Source organism: Aliidongia dinghuensis (assembly GCF_014643535.1).
GTDB lineage: Bacteria > Pseudomonadota > Alphaproteobacteria > ATCC43930 > CGMCC-115725 > Aliidongia > Aliidongia dinghuensis.
Map to the genome: position 1 here is coordinate 65376 of NZ_BMJQ01000018.1, position 18470 is coordinate 83845.

Here is an 18470-nt window from a genome sequence, read left to right on the forward strand (position 1 = left end):
TGGGACTAGGCGGGCGGCCGCGCAGGGTATCGACCATGGCGGGTCAGCCCGCCGAGACGAGCGGCTTGCCGCCCGTGGATGTGTTGGCGGGTGCCGGGTTGGCGGGCGCCGGGTTAGCGGGCGCCGGGTTGGCGGGCGACGGCCGGCCGAGTTCCCGTTCCAGCTCGGCGATGCGACGGGCCTGCCGCCGGCGCGCGCGCCGGGCCGGCAGGCCGCCAGCCCAGCCGATGAGCCAGCCGACAAGGAAACCGATGAGCAACGCTCCCAGCACGACCAGATAGAGCTGCAGTGACACGGCGAACGGCAGGGGCCAGAACTCGAGATCGACGACCGTGCGGTTCGAGACCGCGAAGCAGGCGATCACGATTGCGACGAAAGCCGTCAGCCCCCAATAGATATAGCGCATCACCCATCCTTCTCCCGCCGCGTTACCGCGCCAGCATGGGCGAGAGATGCCGATCGTTCAACAGGGGACGCCCGGCCGCCCCGTGAAGGCCCATCCGAACGGGGGGCAGCCGGCCGAGGCTCAGGCGTCCTCGGCGTTCAAGCGGTCGCGCAGCTGCTTGCCGGTCTTGAAATAGGGCACGAATTTCTCGTCGACGCGGACGCTGTCGCCGGTCCGCGGATTGCGGCCGACGCGCGCGTCGCGGCGCTTCACCGAAAAGGCGCCGAAGCCGCGCAGCTCAACCCGGTCGCCCCGGGCGAGCGCTTCAGCGATCTCGCCGAAGATCGTCGTCACGATGCGTTCGACATCGCGCTGATAGAGGTGCGGGTTGGATTCGGCAAGACGCAGGATGAGCTCAGACTTGGTCATGGGTCCGACCTTTCCCGGGAAACTCGGCATCACCCTCGCGAGGGTGGGCGGAAAGCCTGCCAAATCGGCCGCATAAGGTCAATAACCCTTTTAGCTCAAAGGGTTTTTTGCTTCGCTCCCAACCCCTCGAGCGGGCACCAGAAAGAGAACGGGCGGCCGAAGCCGCCCGTTCCCATGCTCGTGTGCGAAATCCCGCAGGATCGGTAGCAGAACTCTTACGAGTTCTCCTTCTCCGACTTGGCGCGGTTGAACGCCGCACCCAGGATGTCGCCGAGGCTGGCGCCCGAGTCGGACGAACCGAACTCGGCCATCGCCTTCTTGTCCTCGTCCACTTCGCGCGACTTGATCGAGAGCGTGACCTTGCGGGTCGCGCGGTCGACCGCCGTCACCTTCGCATCGACCTTCTCGCCGACGGCGAAGCGGTCCGGACGCTGCTCGCTGCGCTCACGCGACAGCTCGGCCTTGCGGATGAAGCCCGGCATGCCGTCGGCCGTGGTGACCTCGAGACCGTTCTCGGTGACCTGGGTCACCGTGCAGGTCACGACGTCGCCCTTCTTGAGCTTCGCCATGCTCTCTTCGTACGGATCGTCCGAGAGCTGCTTGATGCCGAGCGAGATGCGCTCCTTCTCGACGTCGACGTCGAGCACCTTGACGCGGACCTGGTCGCCCTTCTTGTAGTCGGCAACCACTTCCTCGCCCGGGCGCGCCCAGTCGAGGTCGGACAGGTGCACCATGCCGTCGATGTCGCCGGGCAGGCCCACGAACAGACCGAACTCGGTGATGTTCTTGACCTCGCCCTCGAGCTCCGTGCCGGCCGGGTACTGCTCGACGAAGCTTTCCCACGGGTTGGCCAGCGTCTGCTTCAGGCCGAGCGAGATGCGGCGCTTCTGCGGATCGACGTCCAGCACCATGACCTCGACCTCCTGAGAGGTCGAGACGATCTTGCCCGGATGCACGTTCTTCTTCGTCCAGGACATTTCCGAGACGTGCACGAGACCCTCGACACCCGGCTCCAGCTCGACGAACGCGCCGTAGTCCGTGATGTTGGTGACGCGACCCTTGTAGCGGGCGCCCGACGGGTACTTGAGCTCGACGCCCTCCCACGGATCCGCCTCGAGCTGCTTCATGCCGAGCGAGATGCGCTGGGTTTCCGGGTTGAAGCGGATGACCTGCACCTTGACCGACTGGCCGATGTGCAGCGCTTCCGACGGATGGTTGATGCGGCGCCACGCGATGTCGGTGACGTGCAGCAGGCCGTCGACGCCGCCCAGGTCCACGAACGCACCGTAGTCGGTGATGTTCTTGACCACGCCGTTGAGGATCTGGCCTTCCTTGAGGTTGGCGACCAGCTCCGAGCGCGCTTCCGCCCGGCTCTCCTCGAGCACGGCCCGGCGCGAGACCACGATGTTGCCGCGCGAGCGGTCCATCTTCAGGATCTGGAACGGCTGCGGCGTGCCGATGAGCGGGGTGATGTCGCGCACCGGACGGATGTCGACCTGGCTGCCCGGCAGGAACGCCACGGCGCCGTTGAGGTCGACAGTGAAGCCGCCCTTGACGCGGCCGAAGATGACGCCGGTCACGCGGTCGTTGGCCGTGAAGCTCTTTTCCAGGAGCGTCCACGCCTCTTCACGGCGGGCCTTCTCACGGCTCAGCTGCGCTTCGCCGTTCTTGTCTTCCATGCGCTCGAGATAGACCTCGACGAGATCGCCGATGGCGAGCTCGGCCGGCTTGCCGGCGTTCGCGAATTCCTTGAGCGGGACGCGACCTTCGGACTTCAGCCCGACGTCGATGAGAACCATGTCGTTCTCGATCCCGATGACGTGGCCCTTGACGACCGTGCCTTCGAGGCTGGACGAGGTGCCGAGCGACGCGTCGAGGAGGGCGGCAAAGCTCTCCTTTTCAAAGGTCTCGGCGTGAGTGGTTGCAGAAGCCATCGGCTCTCCTGTGATCCCGAACAAATGTGAGGCCGGTTCTCGCCGGGGATCGAGGCGAACCGGTCTACCGCCGACTGGATCGGGCGCGGCGGTGAAGACCCGTCTTCAACGAAGCTTGGAGATGGGTCCGGGCCCGGTCGAAGACGCCTGGACCCAAGACGTAAAGGGAGCTTACATCTCGACCCTGCTCGACGCCGGGCCGGACCAAGCTCCCTCGAACATACTCAAAGCGGCGGACTCTATACTCTCGCCCGGGCGCCGAAGCAACCGACTCCACGCCCGGGCGAGACGCAGCTCAGGCCTGCGGCCGGCCGGCTGTGCGCGCCCGCGCCCGCACGATCGCGAGCGCCGCCTCGAACGCCTCGTCGGCGTCGAGTCCGCTCGTGTCAAGAACGACCGCATCATGCGCCGGCCGGAGCGGTGCCGCCGATCGCTTCGTGTCCCGCTCGTCGCGCGCCACCATGTCGGCGAGCACGGCCCCGGCGTCGACCGGACCGCCCGCCGCCTCGAGCTCGCGCACGCGCCGATCGGCGCGCGCCTCGACCGAGGCGGTGACGAACAGCTTCACCGTCGCGTCGGGACAGACGACCGTGCCGACGTCGCGGCCGTCGAGCACGGCGCCTGCGGCGCCGCCCGGCGGCCGGTGGGCGAAGTTGCGCTGATAGTCGAGCAGTGCTGCGCGCACTGACGGATGGGCCGAGACGACCGAGGCGACACGGCCGACGGCCTCGCTGCGGAGCGCCGGGTCGGCGAGGCTCGCCGGATCGAGCTTGGCCGCGATGGCGGCCGCCCCCTCGGCGTCGTTCGGTTCGATACCGGCCGCAAGCACGTCGCGCGCCGTCGCCCGATAGAGCGCGCCGGTGTCGAGATGGGCGAGGCGCAGTTCGGCAGCGAGGCGCCGGGCGAGCGTGCCCTTGCCGGCGGCGGCCGGCCCGTCGACCGCGATGACGAGGGAGGCCATCAGGCCGCCTCCTCGACGAAATTGGCCCCGAGCGTGCGCATCAGGCCTGCGAAGCCCGGCGCCACGGCGTCGAGCGCCGCGCCCTCCTCGACGACAACTGGCTTGTCGGCGCCGAGGCCTAGCATCGCAAGGGCTGCGGCTACGGACGGGTCGGCGCCGGCGGCGATCCGCGCCCCGCCCGGCACATGGGCAGGCGAGCCCTCGATGCGCAGGGCATCGTTCGCGAGGGCCACGCGCACACCGCAAGCCGCGAGGCCCTGGGCCAGCGCCGTCAGCCGGTCGCCACTGTCGGCGGCAGGCAGGATGGTCGTGCCCTCGGCACGCGCAGCGGCGACCGCGAGAAGGGGATAGTCGCCCGCGACGTGCCGCGCCCGCTCGACCGAAAGCGTCATGCCCTTGAGCCGGCTCGCCCGGACGCGCAAGTCGCCGGCCGGTATGCCGCCGTCGGTGTGGGAAGTCAGGATTTCGATCTCGGCACCCATTTCCTTGAAGATGGTGATGAGGTCGGCGCGCAACGGATTGAGCCCGACATTGAGCAGGGTCACGTCCGACCCGCCGGCGCCGGTGAGCGCCGCCACGAGCGGCAGGGCCGCGACGGCCGGGTCGGACGGCAGGTCGAGCGCCACAGGCGCGAGCTCCGGCTGGCCTTCGAGCCGGACCCGCCGGGCGCCGTCTGTGAACGGCTCGACCGTGACGGCGGCGCCGAAGCGGCGCAGCAGGCGTTCGAGATCGTCCGTCGTCGGCGCGGGTTCCATGACGCTGGTGATGCCGGGCGTATTCAGCCCGGCCAGGAGCAGCGCCGCTTTGACGAGCGGTGCTGCCGGCCCCACGTGGTGCTCGATCGGCATCGGCACCGCGGCGCCGACCGCGACGAACGGCAGCAGCGCGCCGCGCCGGCCGATGAACTGCGCGCCGACCTGCTCGAGCGGCTGGAGGAGCCGGGTCAGCGGCCGGTCGCGGAGCGGCGGCGCCGCGGTGAAGACGGCCGTCAGCGGATGGGACGCGATGAGGCCCAGGAGGAGATGCGCCGCCGTCTCGGACCGGCCCAAGTCGACGACTTGCGCGGGTTCGATGAGACCGCCGACACCGACGCCGTCGACCGTCCAGAGTCCGTCGTCATGGCGCGTGACGGGAGCGCCAAGCGCATTCAGGGCCCCGGCCAGCGCCGCGGTTTCGGCACCGTCGAACGCGCCCTTGAGACTCGTCCGTCCGACCGCGAGCGCGCCCAGGACCAGCGCCGCGGCGGTCGAGAATCGGTCGCCCGGCATCCGGACGGTCCCGGCGAGCGGGCCGCCGGAACGGGCGATCAGCGGCTTCGACGGCGGCATGGGACGGTGGCTCTCCTAAGTAGCTGATGCGGGCAGGGCGACCGAACCTTACGGTCGAAAATGATACCCCGCGCACGGGAATTGCGTCGGGCGCACGGATTTTGCTTTTGACAGGTGGCGACGATCATGGCAATTGCCGCCGACCATAGTCGAAAATCCAAACGGGAACGTTCGGCGCCGGCCACCACGACCGGTCCCCATCGATCCCGCTGCATGTAGAGACGGAGTTTCCCGGTGGCAAATCCCGAATGGGGCACCAAGCGCATCTGCCAGTCCTGCAGTGCAAAGTTCTATGACCTGAATCGCGAGCCGATCGTCTGCCCGAAGTGCCATACGGAGTTCGATCCGGAGGCGTTCCTGAAGACCCGCCGGTCGCGGCCGTCGAGCATCGTCGAGAAGGACACCGAGGTGGCACCGGGCGTCGCCGCCGATGCGGACCTCGAGGATGTCGAGGTCGGCGAGGGCGACGACGCGGGCGTGACCGAAGGCGAAGAGGAAGAAGACGAGGACATGATCGAGGACGCGTCCGAGCTGGGCGAGGACGAGGACGATCTGGCCGAAGTCATCGAGAACGTCGACGAGGAAGAGGAGCGCTAAGCGCTCGCCTTTATCCCAAAGCAATAAGGCCCGGCCGTCAGCGGTCGGGCCTTTTGCATTTCATGGCGTGGAATGCGGCGCCACCCTCACCCCGACCCTCTCCCGCACAGCGGGCGAGGGAGCTTCCTTGTTTCCCTCGCCCGCTTGCGGGAGAGGGAGGGACCCGCGAAGCGGGAGGGTGAGGGTACTCGCGGAGGGGCTCACGCCATCCAGTGCGGCACCGGCAGCTGCTTCGAGCGCAGGAAGTCCGGGTTGAACAGCTTCGACTGATAGCGGGCACCGCCGTCGGCGAGGATGGTCACGATCGTGTGGCCGGGCCCCAGCTCGCGCGCGAGCTGGATGGCGCCCGCGACATTGATGCCGCTCGAGCCGCCCAGCACAAGCCCCTCGTGCTCGACCAGGTCGAACACGACCGGCAGCGCCTCCTCGTCGGTCACCTGCAGCGCGCCATCGATCGGGGCGCCTGCGAGATTGGCGGTGATGCGGCTGTTGCCGATGCCTTCGGTGATCGAAGTGCCCTCCGCGACGAGCTCGCCCTTGGTGTAGTGGTTGTAGAAGGCCGAGCCCATCGGATCGGCCAGCAGGACGCGGACCTTGGGATTGCGTTCCTTCAAGGCCATGGCGACGCCGGCGATCGTGCCGCCGGTGCCGGCCGCACAGGTAAAGGCATCGATGCGGCCGCCGGTCTGCTCCCAGATCTCGACGCCGGTCGTGCGCCGATGGCCCTCGCGGTTCGCCACATTGTCGAACTGGTTCGCCCAGATGGCGCCCTTGTCCGACGTCTCCGCAAGCTCGGCCGCGAGCCGTTCCGACGCGCGCACGTAATTGCCCGGGTTCTTGTAGGGCACCGCCGGCACCAGCCTGAGGTCGGCGCCGATCAGGCGCAGGAAGTCCTTCTTCTCCTGGCTCTGGGTCTCCGGCATGACGATGACCGTGCGATAGCCCAGCGCATTGCCGACCAGCGCCAGGCCGATGCCGGTATTGCCGGCCGTGCCCTCGACGATCGTGCCGCCCGGCTTGAGGCGGCCAGCCGCGACCGCATCCTCGATGATGGCAAGCGCCGCGCGGTCCTTGACCGAGCCGCCGGGATTGAGGAACTCGGCCTTGCCCAGGATCTCGCAGCCCGTCGCGTCCGATGCGCGGGCGAGGCGGATCAAGGGCGTGTGGCCGATGGTGTCGATGAAGCCTTTGCGGATGGTCATGGGTGCGATGGTCATCTGTACACTGTCGCCTTATCGGTCGAACTTGGTCGAAAGGATGATCGAGGAGACGGTTCGCTCGATGCCGTCGAGCGCGCCGATCTCATCGATCAGGAAATCCATCTGCTCGACCGAGCCGGCCTCGACCACCGCGATCATATCGTGGGGTCCGCTCACAGAATAAAGGGCCGTGATCTGCGGAATCTTTCGCAGCGCCGTTTCGGCCTTGGCCGCGAACTTCGGGAGCACGGTGATCAGCACATGGGCGCGGATGAGCGCGCCCGCCGCCTCGGGCGAGAGCCGGACGGTATAGCCGGCGATGACGCCCGAGCGTTCGAGCCGTTCCAGGCGGCTCTGCACCGTCGTGCGCGACAGGCCGAGGGCACGGGCGAGATCCGCCGTCGGCCGGCGCGCGTCGGCCCGGAGCAGGCGCAACAGCGCCTCGTCCGTCGGGTCGATCGTCACTATGCCCGTCATTTCGTCGTTCCGCCGAAGGCCGCGACTCGGATCGTCGCTCTGCTGACTACAGACCGACGAGGGCGCGCTGTAAAGCTTATCCGTAACAGGACGCTTTGCCCGAAGAGGAAAATCATGAAGGACGTGCTCGTCGTCGGCGCCGGCAAGATCGGCTCGACCATCGCGGAAATGCTCGATGCGACGGGCGATTATCGGGTCGCGGTCGCCGACCGCGCGGCCGACCAGCTGGCCCGGCTCGAGACCGGCCCGAGCGTGGAAAGGCTTGCCCTCGACATCGCCGACGGGACGGCGCTGAAGCAGGCGCTCGCCGGCCGCTTCGCCGTGCTGAGTGCCGCACCCTATCACCTGACCGGCCGGGTCGCCGAGGGTGCCCGCGCCGCCGGCACGCATTATCTCGACCTGACCGAGGATGTCGCGACGACCCGGCTCGTCAAGCAGCTGGCGGCGGACGCGACGACCGCCTTCATTCCGCAATGCGGCCTCGCCCCCGGCTTCATCTCGATCGTCGCCAATAATCTCGCCGGCCATTTCGACCGGCTCGACACGGTCAAGATGCGCGTCGGCGCCCTGCCGCAATATCCGTCGAACGCACTCAACTATAACCTCACCTGGAGCACCGACGGCGTCATCAACGAATATTGCGAGCCGTGCGAGGCGATCGTGAACGGCAGCTTGCGCGAGGTGCCGCCGCTCGAGGAGCTCGAGGAATTCTCGTTGGACGGTGTCGCCTACGAGGCGTTCAACACGTCGGGCGGCCTCGGCACCCTGTGCGAGAGCCTGGCCGGCAAGGTGCGCAATCTCAACTACCGCACCATCCGCTATCCCGGCCATTGCGCGATCATGAAGGCGCTCTTGAACGACTTGCGCCTACGCGACCGGCGCGACGTGCTGAAGGACATCCTGGAGAATGCCGTGCCGGCGACGCTGCAGGACGTGGTGGTGATCCTGGTCACGGTCAGCGGCTGGCAGGGCGGCCGGTTCGTGCAGGAGACCTATGCCAACAAGGTCTACAGCCGCCCGATCGCCGGCCGGGTGCACAGCGCCATCCAGATCACGACCGCGTCGGGCATCTGCACGGTCCTGGACATGCTGGCCGACGGGCAGCTGGCACCCAAGGGCTTCGTGCGCCAGGAGGACATCCCGTTCGAGGCGTTCATCCGCAACCGCTTCGGCCGGGCCTATGCCCTGGACCTGCGCCAAGCGGCCTGAGAAGGGCAGCTTGAGAAGGGCGGCTTGACGGGCCGGAGCGCTGCTTCGGAGCCATGCCCTAGCGGCAATGCGGACCGGCTTGATCGGGGTGGGCGGCGGGTCTATTTTTTCCTTGCGCCCATCCCGGCACCTGATTAGGTTCCGGGCTCCCAGCGCTGGCGGTATCCGGCGCCGGGCCCGGAATTCGGGGTCATAGCTCAGTTGGTAGAGCGCTACAATGGCATTGTAGAGGTCTGGGGTTCGACTCCCCATGGCTCCACCAGATAGAACAAGGGGTTAGCGAGAGATCGCTGACCCCTTGTTTGTTTCAGCATGCAGACGGATTTGATCCGAACGGCACCAAAGGGACCGAGCCGCGCGCCGCGTCGCGCTGGCCAGTGCCTACCGCTGAGCGGCTTCCAGCAGCGTCAGCAATCCCCTCAGCAATTCGACCGGTCGGGGCGGGCAGCCCTTGATCCGGAGATCGGCCTTGAGGATGGCATCCACCCCGCCGAGGCAGGCCGGGCTTTCCTGGAACAACCCGCCATCGCAGGCGCAATTGCCAGCTGCGACGACCCATTTGGGCGCCGGAACGGCGGTCCAGGTGCGCTCCAGCGCTTCGCGCATATGGCGCGTTACCGGGCCGGTGACCAGCAGCAGATCGGCGTGGCGCGGCGAGGCGACGAAACGGATGCCGAAGCGCTCCAGGTCGTAGAAGGCGTTGCCGAGCGCATGGATCTCCAACTCGCAGCCGTTGCACGATCCGGCATCGACCTCGCGGATCGCGAGGCTGCGGCCGAGCCGCCGACGGGTGGCCCGCTCGAATTCGGGACCGAGCGCCGCCAGCAGCGCGTCGTCAGCGCCCGGCGAGGCTTCGGTGAGCGGCGGCAGGACCAGGCCGGCGAAGAGTTCCTTGCGCATCTATAGGTCGTGCCCCGCATAGGAACAGTTGAAGGACTTATTGCAGAGCGGGAAGTCGGCCAGGATGTTCCCCTCGATCGCGGCCTCCAGCAGCGGCCATTGGAACCAGGAAGGATCACGCAGATGGCAGCGCGCGACCCTCCCCTCGCCGTCGAGGCTGAGCCAGGCGAAGATATCGCCGCGGAAACCCTCGACCAGCGCCACGCCTTCTCGGCCGGTACCGTCGATCGCTGGCAACGAGGTGGCAACGGGCCCGTCGGGCAGGCGCTCCAGGATCCGGTCGATCAGCGCCAGACTCTGCTCGACCTCCAGGATGCGGATCCAGACCCGTGCATTGACATCGCCCTCGCCGCGTACCGGCATCTCGAAGGCGAGCCGGTCATAGGGCGGATAGGGAAGCGCGCGGCGCACATCGAACGCGCGGCACGAGGCGCGGCCGATGAAACCGCCGGCGGCGAAGCGGCGCACCAGGTCAGGCTTCGCGATGCCGGTGCCGACGGTCCGGTCCTGCAGCGAGGCGGTGCGGTCATAGAGCTGTACCAGGCCCGGGAAGTAGCGCCGCACATAGGTGGTGAGGGCGCGAATATGGCGCAGGCCGGCGCCGGTCAGGTCGGTTGCAACCCCGCCGATGGCGATCCGGTCCATCATCAGCCGATGGCCGAACACCTCATCCGCCGTGCGCAGGACGCGCTCGCGCAGGATGCCGCAATGGGCCAACATCAGGGCGAAGGCGGCATCGTTCGCGATGGCGCCGATATCCCCCAGATGATTGGCCAGACGCTCCAGTTCGGCCATGACCGCGCGGATCGACGCGGCGCGGGCCGGCGCCTCGATGCCCAAAGCCGCCTCGGCGGCGCGGGCAAAGGCCAGGGCATAGGCGACAGTGCTGTCGCCGGAGGCTCGGCCGGCCAGCCGGATCGCCCGATCGAGCGGCGCGCCGGCGAGCAGCCCTTCGAGGCCGCGATGGACATAGCCCAGCCGCTCCTCGAGCCGCACCACTGTCTCGCCGTGAACGGTGAAGCGGAAATGGCCGGGCTCGATGATGCCGGCATGGACCGGGCCGACAGGGACCTGGTGCAGGCCCGGGCCCTCGGCGCCGAGGAACCGGTAGGATGCGCCCTGCCCATGATCGAGCCACGGCCGAATATCCGGCGCGCCCGCGGGCTCCAGGCCGAAAAGGTCCCGGATGGTCCGCTCCAGCCGGATGGCCGGCGCATGATGGGCGCCGACGGAAGGGAAATGCCCCTCCGGGCAGGCGAGCGACAGGATCGCGATCTCTGCGGGGCTCGCGGCTTCATCCAGCAGCGCCAGATGGACCTGGCCTGGTTCCGCCCAGAGGCTCACCAGGCTGACCTCGCCCGATGCCAATGTCTGAGCGGCGCGCGACCAGCTCTCCCGATCGACCCGGAAGCGCGGCCACGGCGCCGTCGTGACGGGGTATTGGTCGGCAATGAGGTGGGTGAGCGGCATGGCCTACCCCAGGATCCGGGCGACATGCTGGAACCAGGCGACCAGCATGGGCGGCAGATAGAGGCCGGCCGCGAGCACGAGCGCCAGATGCCCGACCATCGGCAGATGGGATGCCTTGACCGGCGCCGTGCCGCCGGCGGCCGGCCCGAAAGCGAGCCCCTGCAGGCGCAGGAGCAGGGCGCCGAGGGCGATCAGCAGCCCGAGAACCAGGGGCAAGGCCAGGAGCGGCGCCCGGGCGAAGGTCGAGCTCACCACCAGGAACTCGCTGGTGAAGATGCCGAGCGGCGGCATGCCGGCGATGGCGACCACGCCCAGGACCAGGCCCCAGCCGAGGAAGGGGTGGCTTTCGGTGAGGCCCCGGATCTCGGAAAGCTTCTGGGTGCCCTTCACCTGCGCCACATGGCCGACCGCGAAGAAGATCGCCGATTTGGTGAGGCTGTGCATGGTCATGTGCAGCAGGCCGGCGAAATTGGCCAGCGGCCCGCCCATGCCAAAGGCGAAGGTGATGATGCCCATATGCTCGATCGAGGAATAGGCAAAGAGGCGCTTGATGTCGCGCCGCCGATAGAGCATGAGCCCGGCGAACAGGAGCGAAGCGAGGCCCATGGTCACCATCAGCGGGCCGGGTGCGATCGCGGCGCTGTTGGCCGCCAGCAACATCTTGAAGCGCAGGACCGCATAGAGCGCCACGTTGAGCAGGAGGCCGGAGAGCACGGCCGAGATCGGCGTCGGGCCTTCCGCATGGGCATCGGGCAGCCAGGCATGAAGCGGCGCCAGCCCGACCTTGGTGCCGTAGCCCAAGAGCAGGAACACGAAAGCGACATTGAGCAGCGCCGGGTCGAATTCGCCGACCCGTCGGATCAGCACGGTCCAGACCATGCCGTCCAGCCCTTCGCCGACAACCGGCTGGGCCGCCATATAGACCAGAATCGTGCCGAAGAGGGCGAAGGCGATGCCCACGCTGCCCAGGATGAAATATTTCCAGGCCGCCTCGATCGCCTCGTGAGTCCGGTAGATGCCGACCATCAGCACCGTGGTCAGCGTCGCGATCTCCACCGCCACCCACATGAGGCCGATATTGTTGGCGAGCAGCGCCAGGTTCATGGCGAACAGCAGCGCCTGGTACATGGCGTGATAGAAGCGCAGATGCGCGGGCGTCAGGCGCCCGGTCGCCACCTCGTGGCCGATATAGCTGGCGCTGAACAGGCTGGTGGTGAAGCCGACGAAGGTGTTGAGCACCACGAAGACGATATTGAGATCGTCGACCAGCAGGAAGGGCTGCGGCTCCATCCGGGCGCCGAACAAGGAGAGCGCCGCGAGGAAGCTGAGGAGGGCCGCCGCCACATTGAGCCGCGCCGAGAGTCGATAGGCGGGGATGAGCGCCAGAATTCCGGCCGACAGCGCTGGGATGGCAAGAAGGGCCGCGACCGCTTGCGTGGCCGGCAGGATCATCGCTGCTCTCCCCGGAACCGGTCGAGCGCATGGATGTCGACGGTGTCGAACCGCTCGCGGATGCGGAACAGGAAGACCCCGATCACGATGAGCGCGATCAGGACCGAGAAGGCGACGCTGATCTCGACCACCAGCGGCATGCCCTTGGCGCCGGCCGCGGCCAGGATGAGACCGTTCTCCAGAGACATGAAGCCGATCACCTGGCTCACCGCATTGCGCCTGGTCACCATCATGAGCAGCCCCAGCAGCAGGACCGAGAGCGCAAAGGCCAGGTCCTCCCGCGCCAGCGGGTCGGCGCCGGCAGTCACACGGAGCATGACCACCATGGAGAGGCCGACCAGCCCGATGCCGGCCAGCATGGTCGGGCCGATGCCGACCACGGTCTCCACCTCGCGGTGGATGCCCAGGCGCTGGACGATGCGGTAGAGCGCGTAGGGGATCAGGATCGCCTTGAAGACAAGGGCGATCGCGGCGGTCACGTAGAGATGGGGCGCCGACTGGATATAGGCCTGCCAGGCGACCGAGAGCGCCAGGATGAAGGCATGCAACCCATAGACATTGAGCAACGCATTGAGCCGGTCCTGGTAGAGCAGCACGAAGCTCATCAGCACGAGTCCGCCGGCCAGGAGATGGGCGAGGTCGAAGACGATGCCGCTCATCACATCCCCGCCGAGACGAAGCGCAGGAGCGTGGCAAGCAATCCCAACATGAGCGCCGCCCCCAGGAAATCGGGCACCCGGAAGATGCGCATCTTGGCAATGCTGGTTTCGAAGAACGCGAGCAGGAAGCCGCCCAGCGCCAGCTTGCCGAGATAGGCGCCGAATCCCACCAGGTGCGGCACCAGTCCTGCGCCGGGAGCAGCCAGGCCCCAGGGCACGAAAACGCAGGCAATGAGCGAGATGTGGAGCAGCAGCTTCAGATGCCGGGCCAGCTCGACCAGTGCCAGGTGCCGCCCGGAATATTCCAGCACCATGGCCTCGTGGATCATGGTGAGCTCCAGGTGGGTCGCCGGATTGTCGACCGGAATCCGGCCATTCTCGGCGAGCGCCACCAAGACCAGCGCCACGAGCGCGAGGCCCAGCGAGACGCGCACGCCGACGCCGGACGAGAGCATGAGGTCGGCCATGGTCGAGAGCTGGGTCGTGCCGGCGATGAGCGCCAACGTGAAGATCATCATCAGCATGGCCGGCTCGGCCAGAGTCGCTACCATCATCTCGCGGCTGGCGCCCAGCCCGCCGAAGGAGGTCCCCACATCGAGGCCGGCCAAGGCCAGAAAGAAGCGGGCGCTGCCGAGAAGTGCCGCGATGGCGATGAGGTCGGCGGTCCAGCTGAACATGAGGCCGGTACCGAAGGTCGGCACCAGGGCGGCTGCGACCCAGGTGGCGGCGAACATGAGATAGGGCGCCGTGCGGAACAGCCACGAGGCGTTCTGGGCCAGCACCACCTCCTTGCGCAGGAGGCGGAGCAGGTCGCGGTAGGGCTGGATCAGCGACGGGCCGCGCCGGCGCAGCAGCCGCGCCTTGACCTTGCGGACAAAGCCCACGAGCAGCGGCGACAGCAGCAGGACCACCAGCATCTGCGTGCCCTGGACCAGGAAGTCGAGGATCACTGCCATAGCGCCAGCACCAGGAGCAGCGCCACCAGCGCCAGGAAGACCAGGCCCAGATAGCGCCGGATGGTCAGGAATTGCAGGCGGTTCATGCGGGCCGCCAGCTGGTCCACGACTCCGGCGACGGGCTCATAGATCCGTTCCCAGACCGGGTCATGGACGACCCTGTCCAGCCGGGCCGGCGCCAGCTCGCCCGGCGGCGGCATGCGGACCTGTTCCCGGGCGCCGAACAGGCTGCCGGCGAAGACCCGAGCGATCGGCTGGCTGAAGCCGCCGGCGCTGTACTGGGTCGCCGGATCGGCATTGGGAAAGCCGCAATCCCAGGCCGGGCCCCGGCGGATCGCCCGCGAGGCCAGGCGATGGACCGCAAAGGCGGTCAGCATGGCGGAGGCCGCGATGAAGAGCAGCACCAGCAGGCCGTTGTAGGAACTGCGGCTCTCGGCAATGGGAATGAGCGACAGCCAGGGGGCGGCGGCCTGGTTCGGCATCGCTCGTCCGACAAGCCCGGCAACGACCGGCGACAGATGGTCGACCACGAGGCCGGGCAGGATGCCGGCGAGGAGGCAAAGGAGGGCGAGAAGCGCCATGGCGGCGAGCGACCAGCGGTCGGTCTCGCGCGCCGTCTCGGCAGCAAGCCCGCGCGGACGCCCCAGGAAGGCCAGGCCGAACAGCCGGACGAAACAGGCGGCGGCGAGGGCTGCGGAAAGGGCCAGCAGGGCGCCCGCCGCCGGAACCAGCAGCTTTGCCCCCCATTCCGGCATTTGCGGGCTGAGCAGCACCGACTGGAACAGCAGCCATTCGGACGCGAAGCCGTTGAGCGGCGGCAGGGCCGAGATCGCCATAGCGCCGGTGAGGAACAGAAGCGCCGTCGCCTTCATGCGGTGGATGAGCCCGCCCAGCCGGTCGAGGCCCCGTTCACCGGTCGCTCCCAGCACGGCGCCGGCGCCGAGGAACAAAAGGTTCTTGAACAGGCTGTGGTTGAAGGCGTGGAACAGGGCGGCGGTGAGCGCCAGCGCTGCGGCGGCCGGCAGCCCGTTGGCCGAGAAGCAGAGGGCCAGCCCCAGGCCGACAAAGACGATCCCGATATTTTCGATGGTCGAATAGGCGAGGATCCGCTTCACATCCTCCTGCATCAGGGCATAGAGCACACCCAGGACGGCAGTGACGCTGCCGAGCGCCACGATCGGCAGGCCCCACCACCAGATGGGCGGGCCCAGAAGGTCGAAGGCAATGCGGATGAAACCGTAGATCGCGACCTTGGTCATGATGCCGCTCATGAGGGCGGAGACATGGCTGGGGGCGGCCGGGTGGGCGAGCGGCAGCCAGACATGGAGCGGCACCAGCCCCGCCTTGGAGCCGGCGCCGAGCAGGGCAAGCCCGAGCACGAGGGCGGCCAGCGGCGGCGTTGGATGGGCAGTACGGATGGCGGCAAAACTATAGGCGCCGTCCGGCCCGGCCAGAAGGCCGAAGGCCAGCAGCAGGCAGAGCGTGCCGAAACTGGCCATCAGGAGATAGACATAGCCTGCCGTGGCAGTGCCCGCCTCGCGATGGTGCGCCAGAACGAGCGCCCAGGAGGTAAGCGACATGAATTCCCAGCTGGCCAGGAAGCTGAAAGCGTCATCCGCCAGGATCACAAGGTTCATGGCAGCAAGGAAAGCAGGGAAGAAGGGCAGCACGCGGCCGGGTGCCGCCTCGTGACGCCCGTATCCCACCGAATAGAGGCAGGCGACGGCGGCGCCGAGATCGACGATCACCAGGAACAGGGCGGATAGCGCATCGAGCCGGAAGCTGGCACCGGTCCAGGGCAGGCCGATCGGCAGGCGCAGCGTACTGACGGTTCCAGGGCCCGAGACCAGAGGGCCCGAGACCAGATGGCCCGAGACCAGATGGCCGAGCGCTGCGGCGGCCGCGCCGACCGTGACGAGGCCGGCGATGCCATAGACGGCGGCGCCTGCGGTCGTCCCCCGACGGGCGGCCCATATGCCGGCGGGAGCAAGCGCCAAGAGCCCCAGGGCGCATTCGAGAAAGAAGTCGACTGGCATCCTCTTCTTCTACCCGCCGCCAGGCATCGCTTTTCGCCCGGCCCTATCCTTTCAGCCGCACGCCGCGTCCGCCGCTCTGGCTGACGGCGCCTTCGCCGATCAGTTCGATGCCGGCCGCATCCAGCGCCGCCACCAGCTTCATCAGCGAATCCACATTGCCGCGCACGACGCCCTCGCTCGCCTCCATCCGTTGGACGGTCGGCAACGACAAGCCCGACAGTTCGGCGAGCTTGCGCTGGTCGATCGAGAGAAGCGCCCGCGCGGCGCGCATTTGAGCGGCAGTTATCATGTTAAAAACATCACTTGTAAGATTTTATATCGCTCTATTGAGGTGGTGACCAGGAATTCTTGGGGCTGGGATGGGAGGTAATCTGCTTGCTTATATGCACCAGAGAGCCGCAGGAATCCCCCTGCTCTTGCATCCCGCCACCGCCGCCGAGACGCCCCGCGACCGGTTGAGCTTGGAATGGGCACTCGATCACGTGCCGCTCCATCGGGTCGCGCTCCCGTAGCAGGCTGCCCGCTGCGTCGATACGGGCTCGAAATGACAATCGGTCATCAACCTACCGAAATTGCCGCGCGCCGCGGTTCCCGCCGTTGTCCGTCAAACGGACGAGACTGTTGAAAAACCCCGGTTGCCGGCGCCTCTCGGGCGTGCCTCCCTAGGCTATAAAACGAACCCGCGGCGCGGGAGGGCGCGCGGCATGAGGCCGTAGCAGATGAATGGCGCCTGGGTTGAGCGGCCCCGGGCGAGCGCTGAGCATTCCGGCTCCTTTCCATCAGGGGGAGCCGCGCCATGAACCAGCCGCTTTCCATGCCTGCGCGCCGCGATCTTCGCCAGCGGATGATCGAAGACATGAGCGTTCGAGGGTTTCGGGCGAAGACGCAGCACAACTAGGCGTCGGTGATCTCGATCGCTGGAAAGGTGCGGCTCAGTTGCGGGATGGTCTTGCGGTCTCGCTCCGCACCGGCGAGATCCGCGGCGTCCCGCCGGCGCTCCTCACCAGTCAGCATGGGGCTTGCCCTACTTGATAGGCGGCCGCGGTAGCCTGGCGACGCCCGGCTCCAGAGTGAAGACGTAGTCGAGGCTGTACCAGGGCGCCCCCACGTCTGGTTCGGTCGGATGCGGCTCGTCGTGACGCTCGAACCGTCCTACGAGGGCGCGCGTGACGCCGAACTGGGTGTCGCTCTCGAGGTTGGGATCGTCGTCGACATAGACCTGCGACGTCAGGACCTTGAACCCCTCCTTGAAGACGAGGGCGTGGACATGCGCTGGCCGGTAGGGATGGCGATCCTGCGCCTTCAGAAGCCGACCGACGACGCCGCCGGTCGGGATCGGATAGCCGGCGGGCTTGATCGAGCGAAACCAGAAGCGACCGTCGGGATCGGTCACAAACTTCCCACGCAGGTTCATGTCGGCCTGGGCCGGGTCCTGGTTTTCATAGAGACCGACAGGCGAGGCGTGCCAGATATCGACTTCGGCGCCTTCGACCGGGCGACCGGATTGATCCTTGACCGTCATCGACGCGAAGAGCACGGGCCCGGGCGTCGCCGATCGGACGATCGAGCCACCGTTCTCGACCCGTGGCGAATTCAGCCGCCAAAACGGGCCAAGCAGCGACTGCGAGGTCTCGGTCGTACCGTTGTCGCCGTTATTGAGCAGGCAGACGAGCGATGAAACGCCGAACGAGCCCGCCATCAACACCATCTCGTTGTGGGTGTCGGTGGTGAGCTTGCCCATCTCGTTCAAGATCGCTGTCGCTTCCCTGAATTCTTCCTCGGTCAGCCCGGTCTCCCGCACGAACGCGTGCAGGTGGGTGACCAACACCGACATGATCTCGCGCAGCCGCGGGCTCCGGGTCCTCGCCATGACGGCAAGCACCGCACCGGTGAGCTGGTCCTGGGATTGGATGATCATTGTGAGCCTCCCAACGCTAGGCGCCCTCAGCGATTCGTTACTTCTTTGGTCCAGACGCGCTTGCGAGCAGGGTCGCGAGCCGACGAAGACCGAACTGATAACCCTCGGTACCCAGGCCTGCGATCACGCCATCGGCGCGCAACGACACGAACGACCGGTGCCGAAATTCCTCGCGCTTGTGCACATTCGAGATGTGGACCTCGATCACCAGCCCCTCGAAGGTATTGAGCGCATCGAGGATTGCCACCGAGGTATGGGTGAAGGCGGCTGGGTTGATGACGATGGCCTTGGCACTCTCGCGGGCCTCATGCACCCAATCGATGATCTCATATTCGCGATTCGATTGAAGGAACCGAAGTTCGAGGCCGAGCTCCGTCGCGAGCGCGCGGCAGTCGCGCTCGACGTCGGCCAGCGTTTCGTGCCCGTAGATCTCGGGTTGCCGCTTGCCCAGGAGGTTCAGATTGGGGCCGTTGAGAAGATAAACGACGGGACGCATTCCTGCCTCGGTCTCGGTGTTGAAACATCGTGAGATGACGGTGCGGTGTCAGACGGCGTTCGGA

General features: G+C 67.4%; 18 protein-coding genes and 1 tRNA gene. 3 read left to right on the forward strand and 16 right to left on the reverse strand.

Annotated features, from left to right (window positions below; all coding sequences use genetic code 11):
• Positions 1–43: 43 nt before the first annotated feature.
• The 5 genes from IEY58_RS27770 to IEY58_RS27790 form a co-directional block, all read right to left on the reverse strand.
• Positions 44–406, reverse strand: a complete 363-nt coding sequence (locus tag IEY58_RS27770) for a lipopolysaccharide assembly protein LapA domain-containing protein (protein WP_189051417.1) — start codon at positions 404–406, stop codon at positions 44–46.
• Positions 407–526: 120 nt separating this feature from the next.
• Entirely contained in the window at positions 527–814 is a 288-nt protein-coding gene (ihfB, locus tag IEY58_RS27775) for an integration host factor subunit beta (protein ID WP_189051418.1), read from the reverse strand.
• A 215-nt stretch (positions 815–1029) separates the two neighbouring features.
• On the reverse strand, positions 1030–2748 hold the full coding sequence (gene rpsA / locus IEY58_RS27780) for a 30S ribosomal protein S1 (protein WP_189051419.1): 1719 nt from the start codon (positions 2746–2748) through the stop codon (positions 1030–1032).
• Between the two features lie 295 nt (positions 2749–3043).
• The gene (cmk, locus tag IEY58_RS27785) at positions 3044–3709 is read right to left on the reverse strand and encodes a (d)CMP kinase (protein ID WP_189051420.1); all 666 of its coding nucleotides are present in this window, start codon (positions 3707–3709) and stop codon (positions 3044–3046) included.
• Complete coding sequence (locus IEY58_RS27790; protein ID WP_189051421.1) at positions 3709–5037, reverse strand: 3-phosphoshikimate 1-carboxyvinyltransferase; 1329 nt, start codon at positions 5035–5037, stop codon at positions 3709–3711. Before IEY58_RS27790 ends, cmk begins: the two co-directional genes overlap by 1 nt.
• A 234-nt stretch (positions 5038–5271) precedes the next feature.
• Here IEY58_RS27790 and IEY58_RS27795 point away from each other — a divergent pair, with 234 nt between their 5' ends.
• A complete protein-coding gene (locus IEY58_RS27795) occupies positions 5272–5634 on the forward strand; it encodes a TIGR02300 family protein (RefSeq protein ID WP_189051422.1) in 363 nt (120 codons plus the stop codon).
• 200 nt (positions 5635–5834) lie between these two features.
• Here IEY58_RS27795 and IEY58_RS27800 read toward each other — a convergent pair whose 3' ends face one another.
• Both IEY58_RS27800 and IEY58_RS27805 read right to left on the reverse strand, forming a co-directional pair.
• On the reverse strand, positions 5835–6836 hold the full coding sequence (locus IEY58_RS27800) for a cysteine synthase A (RefSeq protein WP_189051493.1): 1002 nt from the start codon (positions 6834–6836) through the stop codon (positions 5835–5837).
• Between the two features lie 30 nt (positions 6837–6866).
• The gene (locus IEY58_RS27805) at positions 6867–7310 is read right to left on the reverse strand and encodes an Lrp/AsnC family transcriptional regulator (protein WP_189051423.1); all 444 of its coding nucleotides are present in this window, start codon (positions 7308–7310) and stop codon (positions 6867–6869) included.
• 114 nt (positions 7311–7424) lie between these two features.
• On the opposite strand from IEY58_RS27805, the gene IEY58_RS27810 reads away from it, so the two are divergent.
• Positions 7425–8519, forward strand: coding sequence for a saccharopine dehydrogenase family protein (locus IEY58_RS27810; protein ID WP_189051424.1), 1095 nt, complete (start codon positions 7425–7427; stop codon positions 8517–8519).
• A 186-nt stretch (positions 8520–8705) separates the two neighbouring features.
• Positions 8706–8781 (forward strand) — tRNA-Ala (locus IEY58_RS27815).
• 119 nt (positions 8782–8900) lie between these two features.
• On the opposite strand, the gene IEY58_RS27820 is transcribed toward IEY58_RS27815, so the two are convergent.
• From IEY58_RS27820 to aroQ, 9 genes are all read right to left on the reverse strand, one after another.
• Positions 8901–9419, reverse strand: a complete 519-nt coding sequence (locus IEY58_RS27820) for an NADH-quinone oxidoreductase subunit B family protein (RefSeq protein ID WP_189051425.1) — start codon at positions 9417–9419, stop codon at positions 8901–8903.
• A complete protein-coding gene (locus IEY58_RS27825; protein WP_189051426.1) occupies positions 9420–10889 on the reverse strand; it encodes a hydrogenase large subunit in 1470 nt (489 codons plus the stop codon).
• 3 nt (positions 10890–10892) lie between these two features.
• Entirely contained in the window at positions 10893–12341 is a 1449-nt protein-coding gene (locus tag IEY58_RS27830; protein ID WP_189051427.1) for a hydrogenase 4 subunit F, read from the reverse strand.
• Positions 12338–13000, reverse strand: coding sequence for a hydrogenase-4 component E (locus IEY58_RS27835; protein ID WP_189051428.1), 663 nt, complete (start codon positions 12998–13000; stop codon positions 12338–12340). The genes IEY58_RS27830 and IEY58_RS27835 overlap by 4 nt, the downstream gene beginning before the upstream one ends.
• Positions 13000–13956, reverse strand: a complete 957-nt coding sequence (locus tag IEY58_RS27840; protein WP_189051429.1) for a respiratory chain complex I subunit 1 family protein — start codon at positions 13954–13956, stop codon at positions 13000–13002. The genes IEY58_RS27835 and IEY58_RS27840 overlap by 1 nt, the downstream gene beginning before the upstream one ends.
• Positions 13947–15992 (reverse strand): hydrogenase 4 subunit B, encoded by a 2046-nt coding sequence (hyfB, locus tag IEY58_RS27845; protein ID WP_189051430.1) that lies wholly within the window; start codon positions 15990–15992, stop codon positions 13947–13949. Before hyfB ends, IEY58_RS27840 begins: the two co-directional genes overlap by 10 nt.
• Positions 15993–16035: 43 nt before the next feature.
• Entirely contained in the window at positions 16036–16263 is a 228-nt protein-coding gene (locus IEY58_RS27850; RefSeq protein ID WP_229743994.1) for a helix-turn-helix domain-containing protein, read from the reverse strand.
• A gap of 753 nt (positions 16264–17016) precedes the next feature.
• A complete protein-coding gene (locus IEY58_RS27855) occupies positions 17017–17910 on the reverse strand; it encodes a dioxygenase family protein (protein WP_189051432.1) in 894 nt (297 codons plus the stop codon).
• A gap of 37 nt (positions 17911–17947) precedes the next feature.
• Complete coding sequence (gene aroQ, locus IEY58_RS27860) at positions 17948–18406, reverse strand: type II 3-dehydroquinate dehydratase (RefSeq protein WP_189051433.1); 459 nt, start codon at positions 18404–18406, stop codon at positions 17948–17950.
• Between the last annotated feature and the right edge of the window lie 64 nt (positions 18407–18470).

Bases quoted from the DNA above. Each gene is read 5' to 3' on its own strand.
- IEY58_RS27770 (WP_189051417.1), bottom strand. From the start codon at position 406: ATGCGCTATATCTATTGGGGGCTGACGGCTTTCGTCGCAATCGTGATC.
- ihfB (WP_189051418.1), bottom strand. From the start codon at position 814: ATGACCAAGTCTGAGCTCATCCTGCGTCTTGCCGAATCCAACCCGCAC.
- rpsA (WP_189051419.1), bottom strand. From the start codon at position 2,748: ATGGCTTCTGCAACCACTCACGCCGAGACCTTTGAAAAGGAGAGCTTT.
- cmk (WP_189051420.1), bottom strand. From the start codon at position 3,709: ATGGCCTCCCTCGTCATCGCGGTCGACGGGCCGGCCGCCGCCGGCAAG.
- IEY58_RS27790 (WP_189051421.1), bottom strand. From the start codon at position 5,037: ATGCCGCCGTCGAAGCCGCTGATCGCCCGTTCCGGCGGCCCGCTCGCC.
- IEY58_RS27800 (WP_189051493.1), bottom strand. From the start codon at position 6,836: ATGACCATCCGCAAAGGCTTCATCGACACCATCGGCCACACGCCCTTG.
- IEY58_RS27805 (WP_189051423.1), bottom strand. From the start codon at position 7,310: ATGACGGGCATAGTGACGATCGACCCGACGGACGAGGCGCTGTTGCGC.
- IEY58_RS27810 (WP_189051424.1), top strand. From the start codon at position 7,425: ATGAAGGACGTGCTCGTCGTCGGCGCCGGCAAGATCGGCTCGACCATC.
- IEY58_RS27820 (WP_189051425.1), bottom strand. From the start codon at position 9,419: ATGCGCAAGGAACTCTTCGCCGGCCTGGTCCTGCCGCCGCTCACCGAA.
- IEY58_RS27825 (WP_189051426.1), bottom strand. From the start codon at position 10,889: ATGCCGCTCACCCACCTCATTGCCGACCAATACCCCGTCACGACGGCG.
- IEY58_RS27830 (WP_189051427.1), bottom strand. From the start codon at position 12,341: ATGATCCTGCCGGCCACGCAAGCGGTCGCGGCCCTTCTTGCCATCCCA.
- IEY58_RS27835 (WP_189051428.1), bottom strand. From the start codon at position 13,000: ATGAGCGGCATCGTCTTCGACCTCGCCCATCTCCTGGCCGGCGGACTC.
- IEY58_RS27840 (WP_189051429.1), bottom strand. From the start codon at position 13,956: ATGGCAGTGATCCTCGACTTCCTGGTCCAGGGCACGCAGATGCTGGTG.
- hyfB (WP_189051430.1), bottom strand. From the start codon at position 15,992: ATGCCAGTCGACTTCTTTCTCGAATGCGCCCTGGGGCTCTTGGCGCTT.
- IEY58_RS27850 (WP_229743994.1), bottom strand. From the start codon at position 16,263: ATGCGCGCCGCGCGGGCGCTTCTCTCGATCGACCAGCGCAAGCTCGCC.
- IEY58_RS27855 (WP_189051432.1), bottom strand. From the start codon at position 17,910: ATGATCATCCAATCCCAGGACCAGCTCACCGGTGCGGTGCTTGCCGTC.
- aroQ (WP_189051433.1), bottom strand. From the start codon at position 18,406: ATGCGTCCCGTCGTTTATCTTCTCAACGGCCCCAATCTGAACCTCCTG.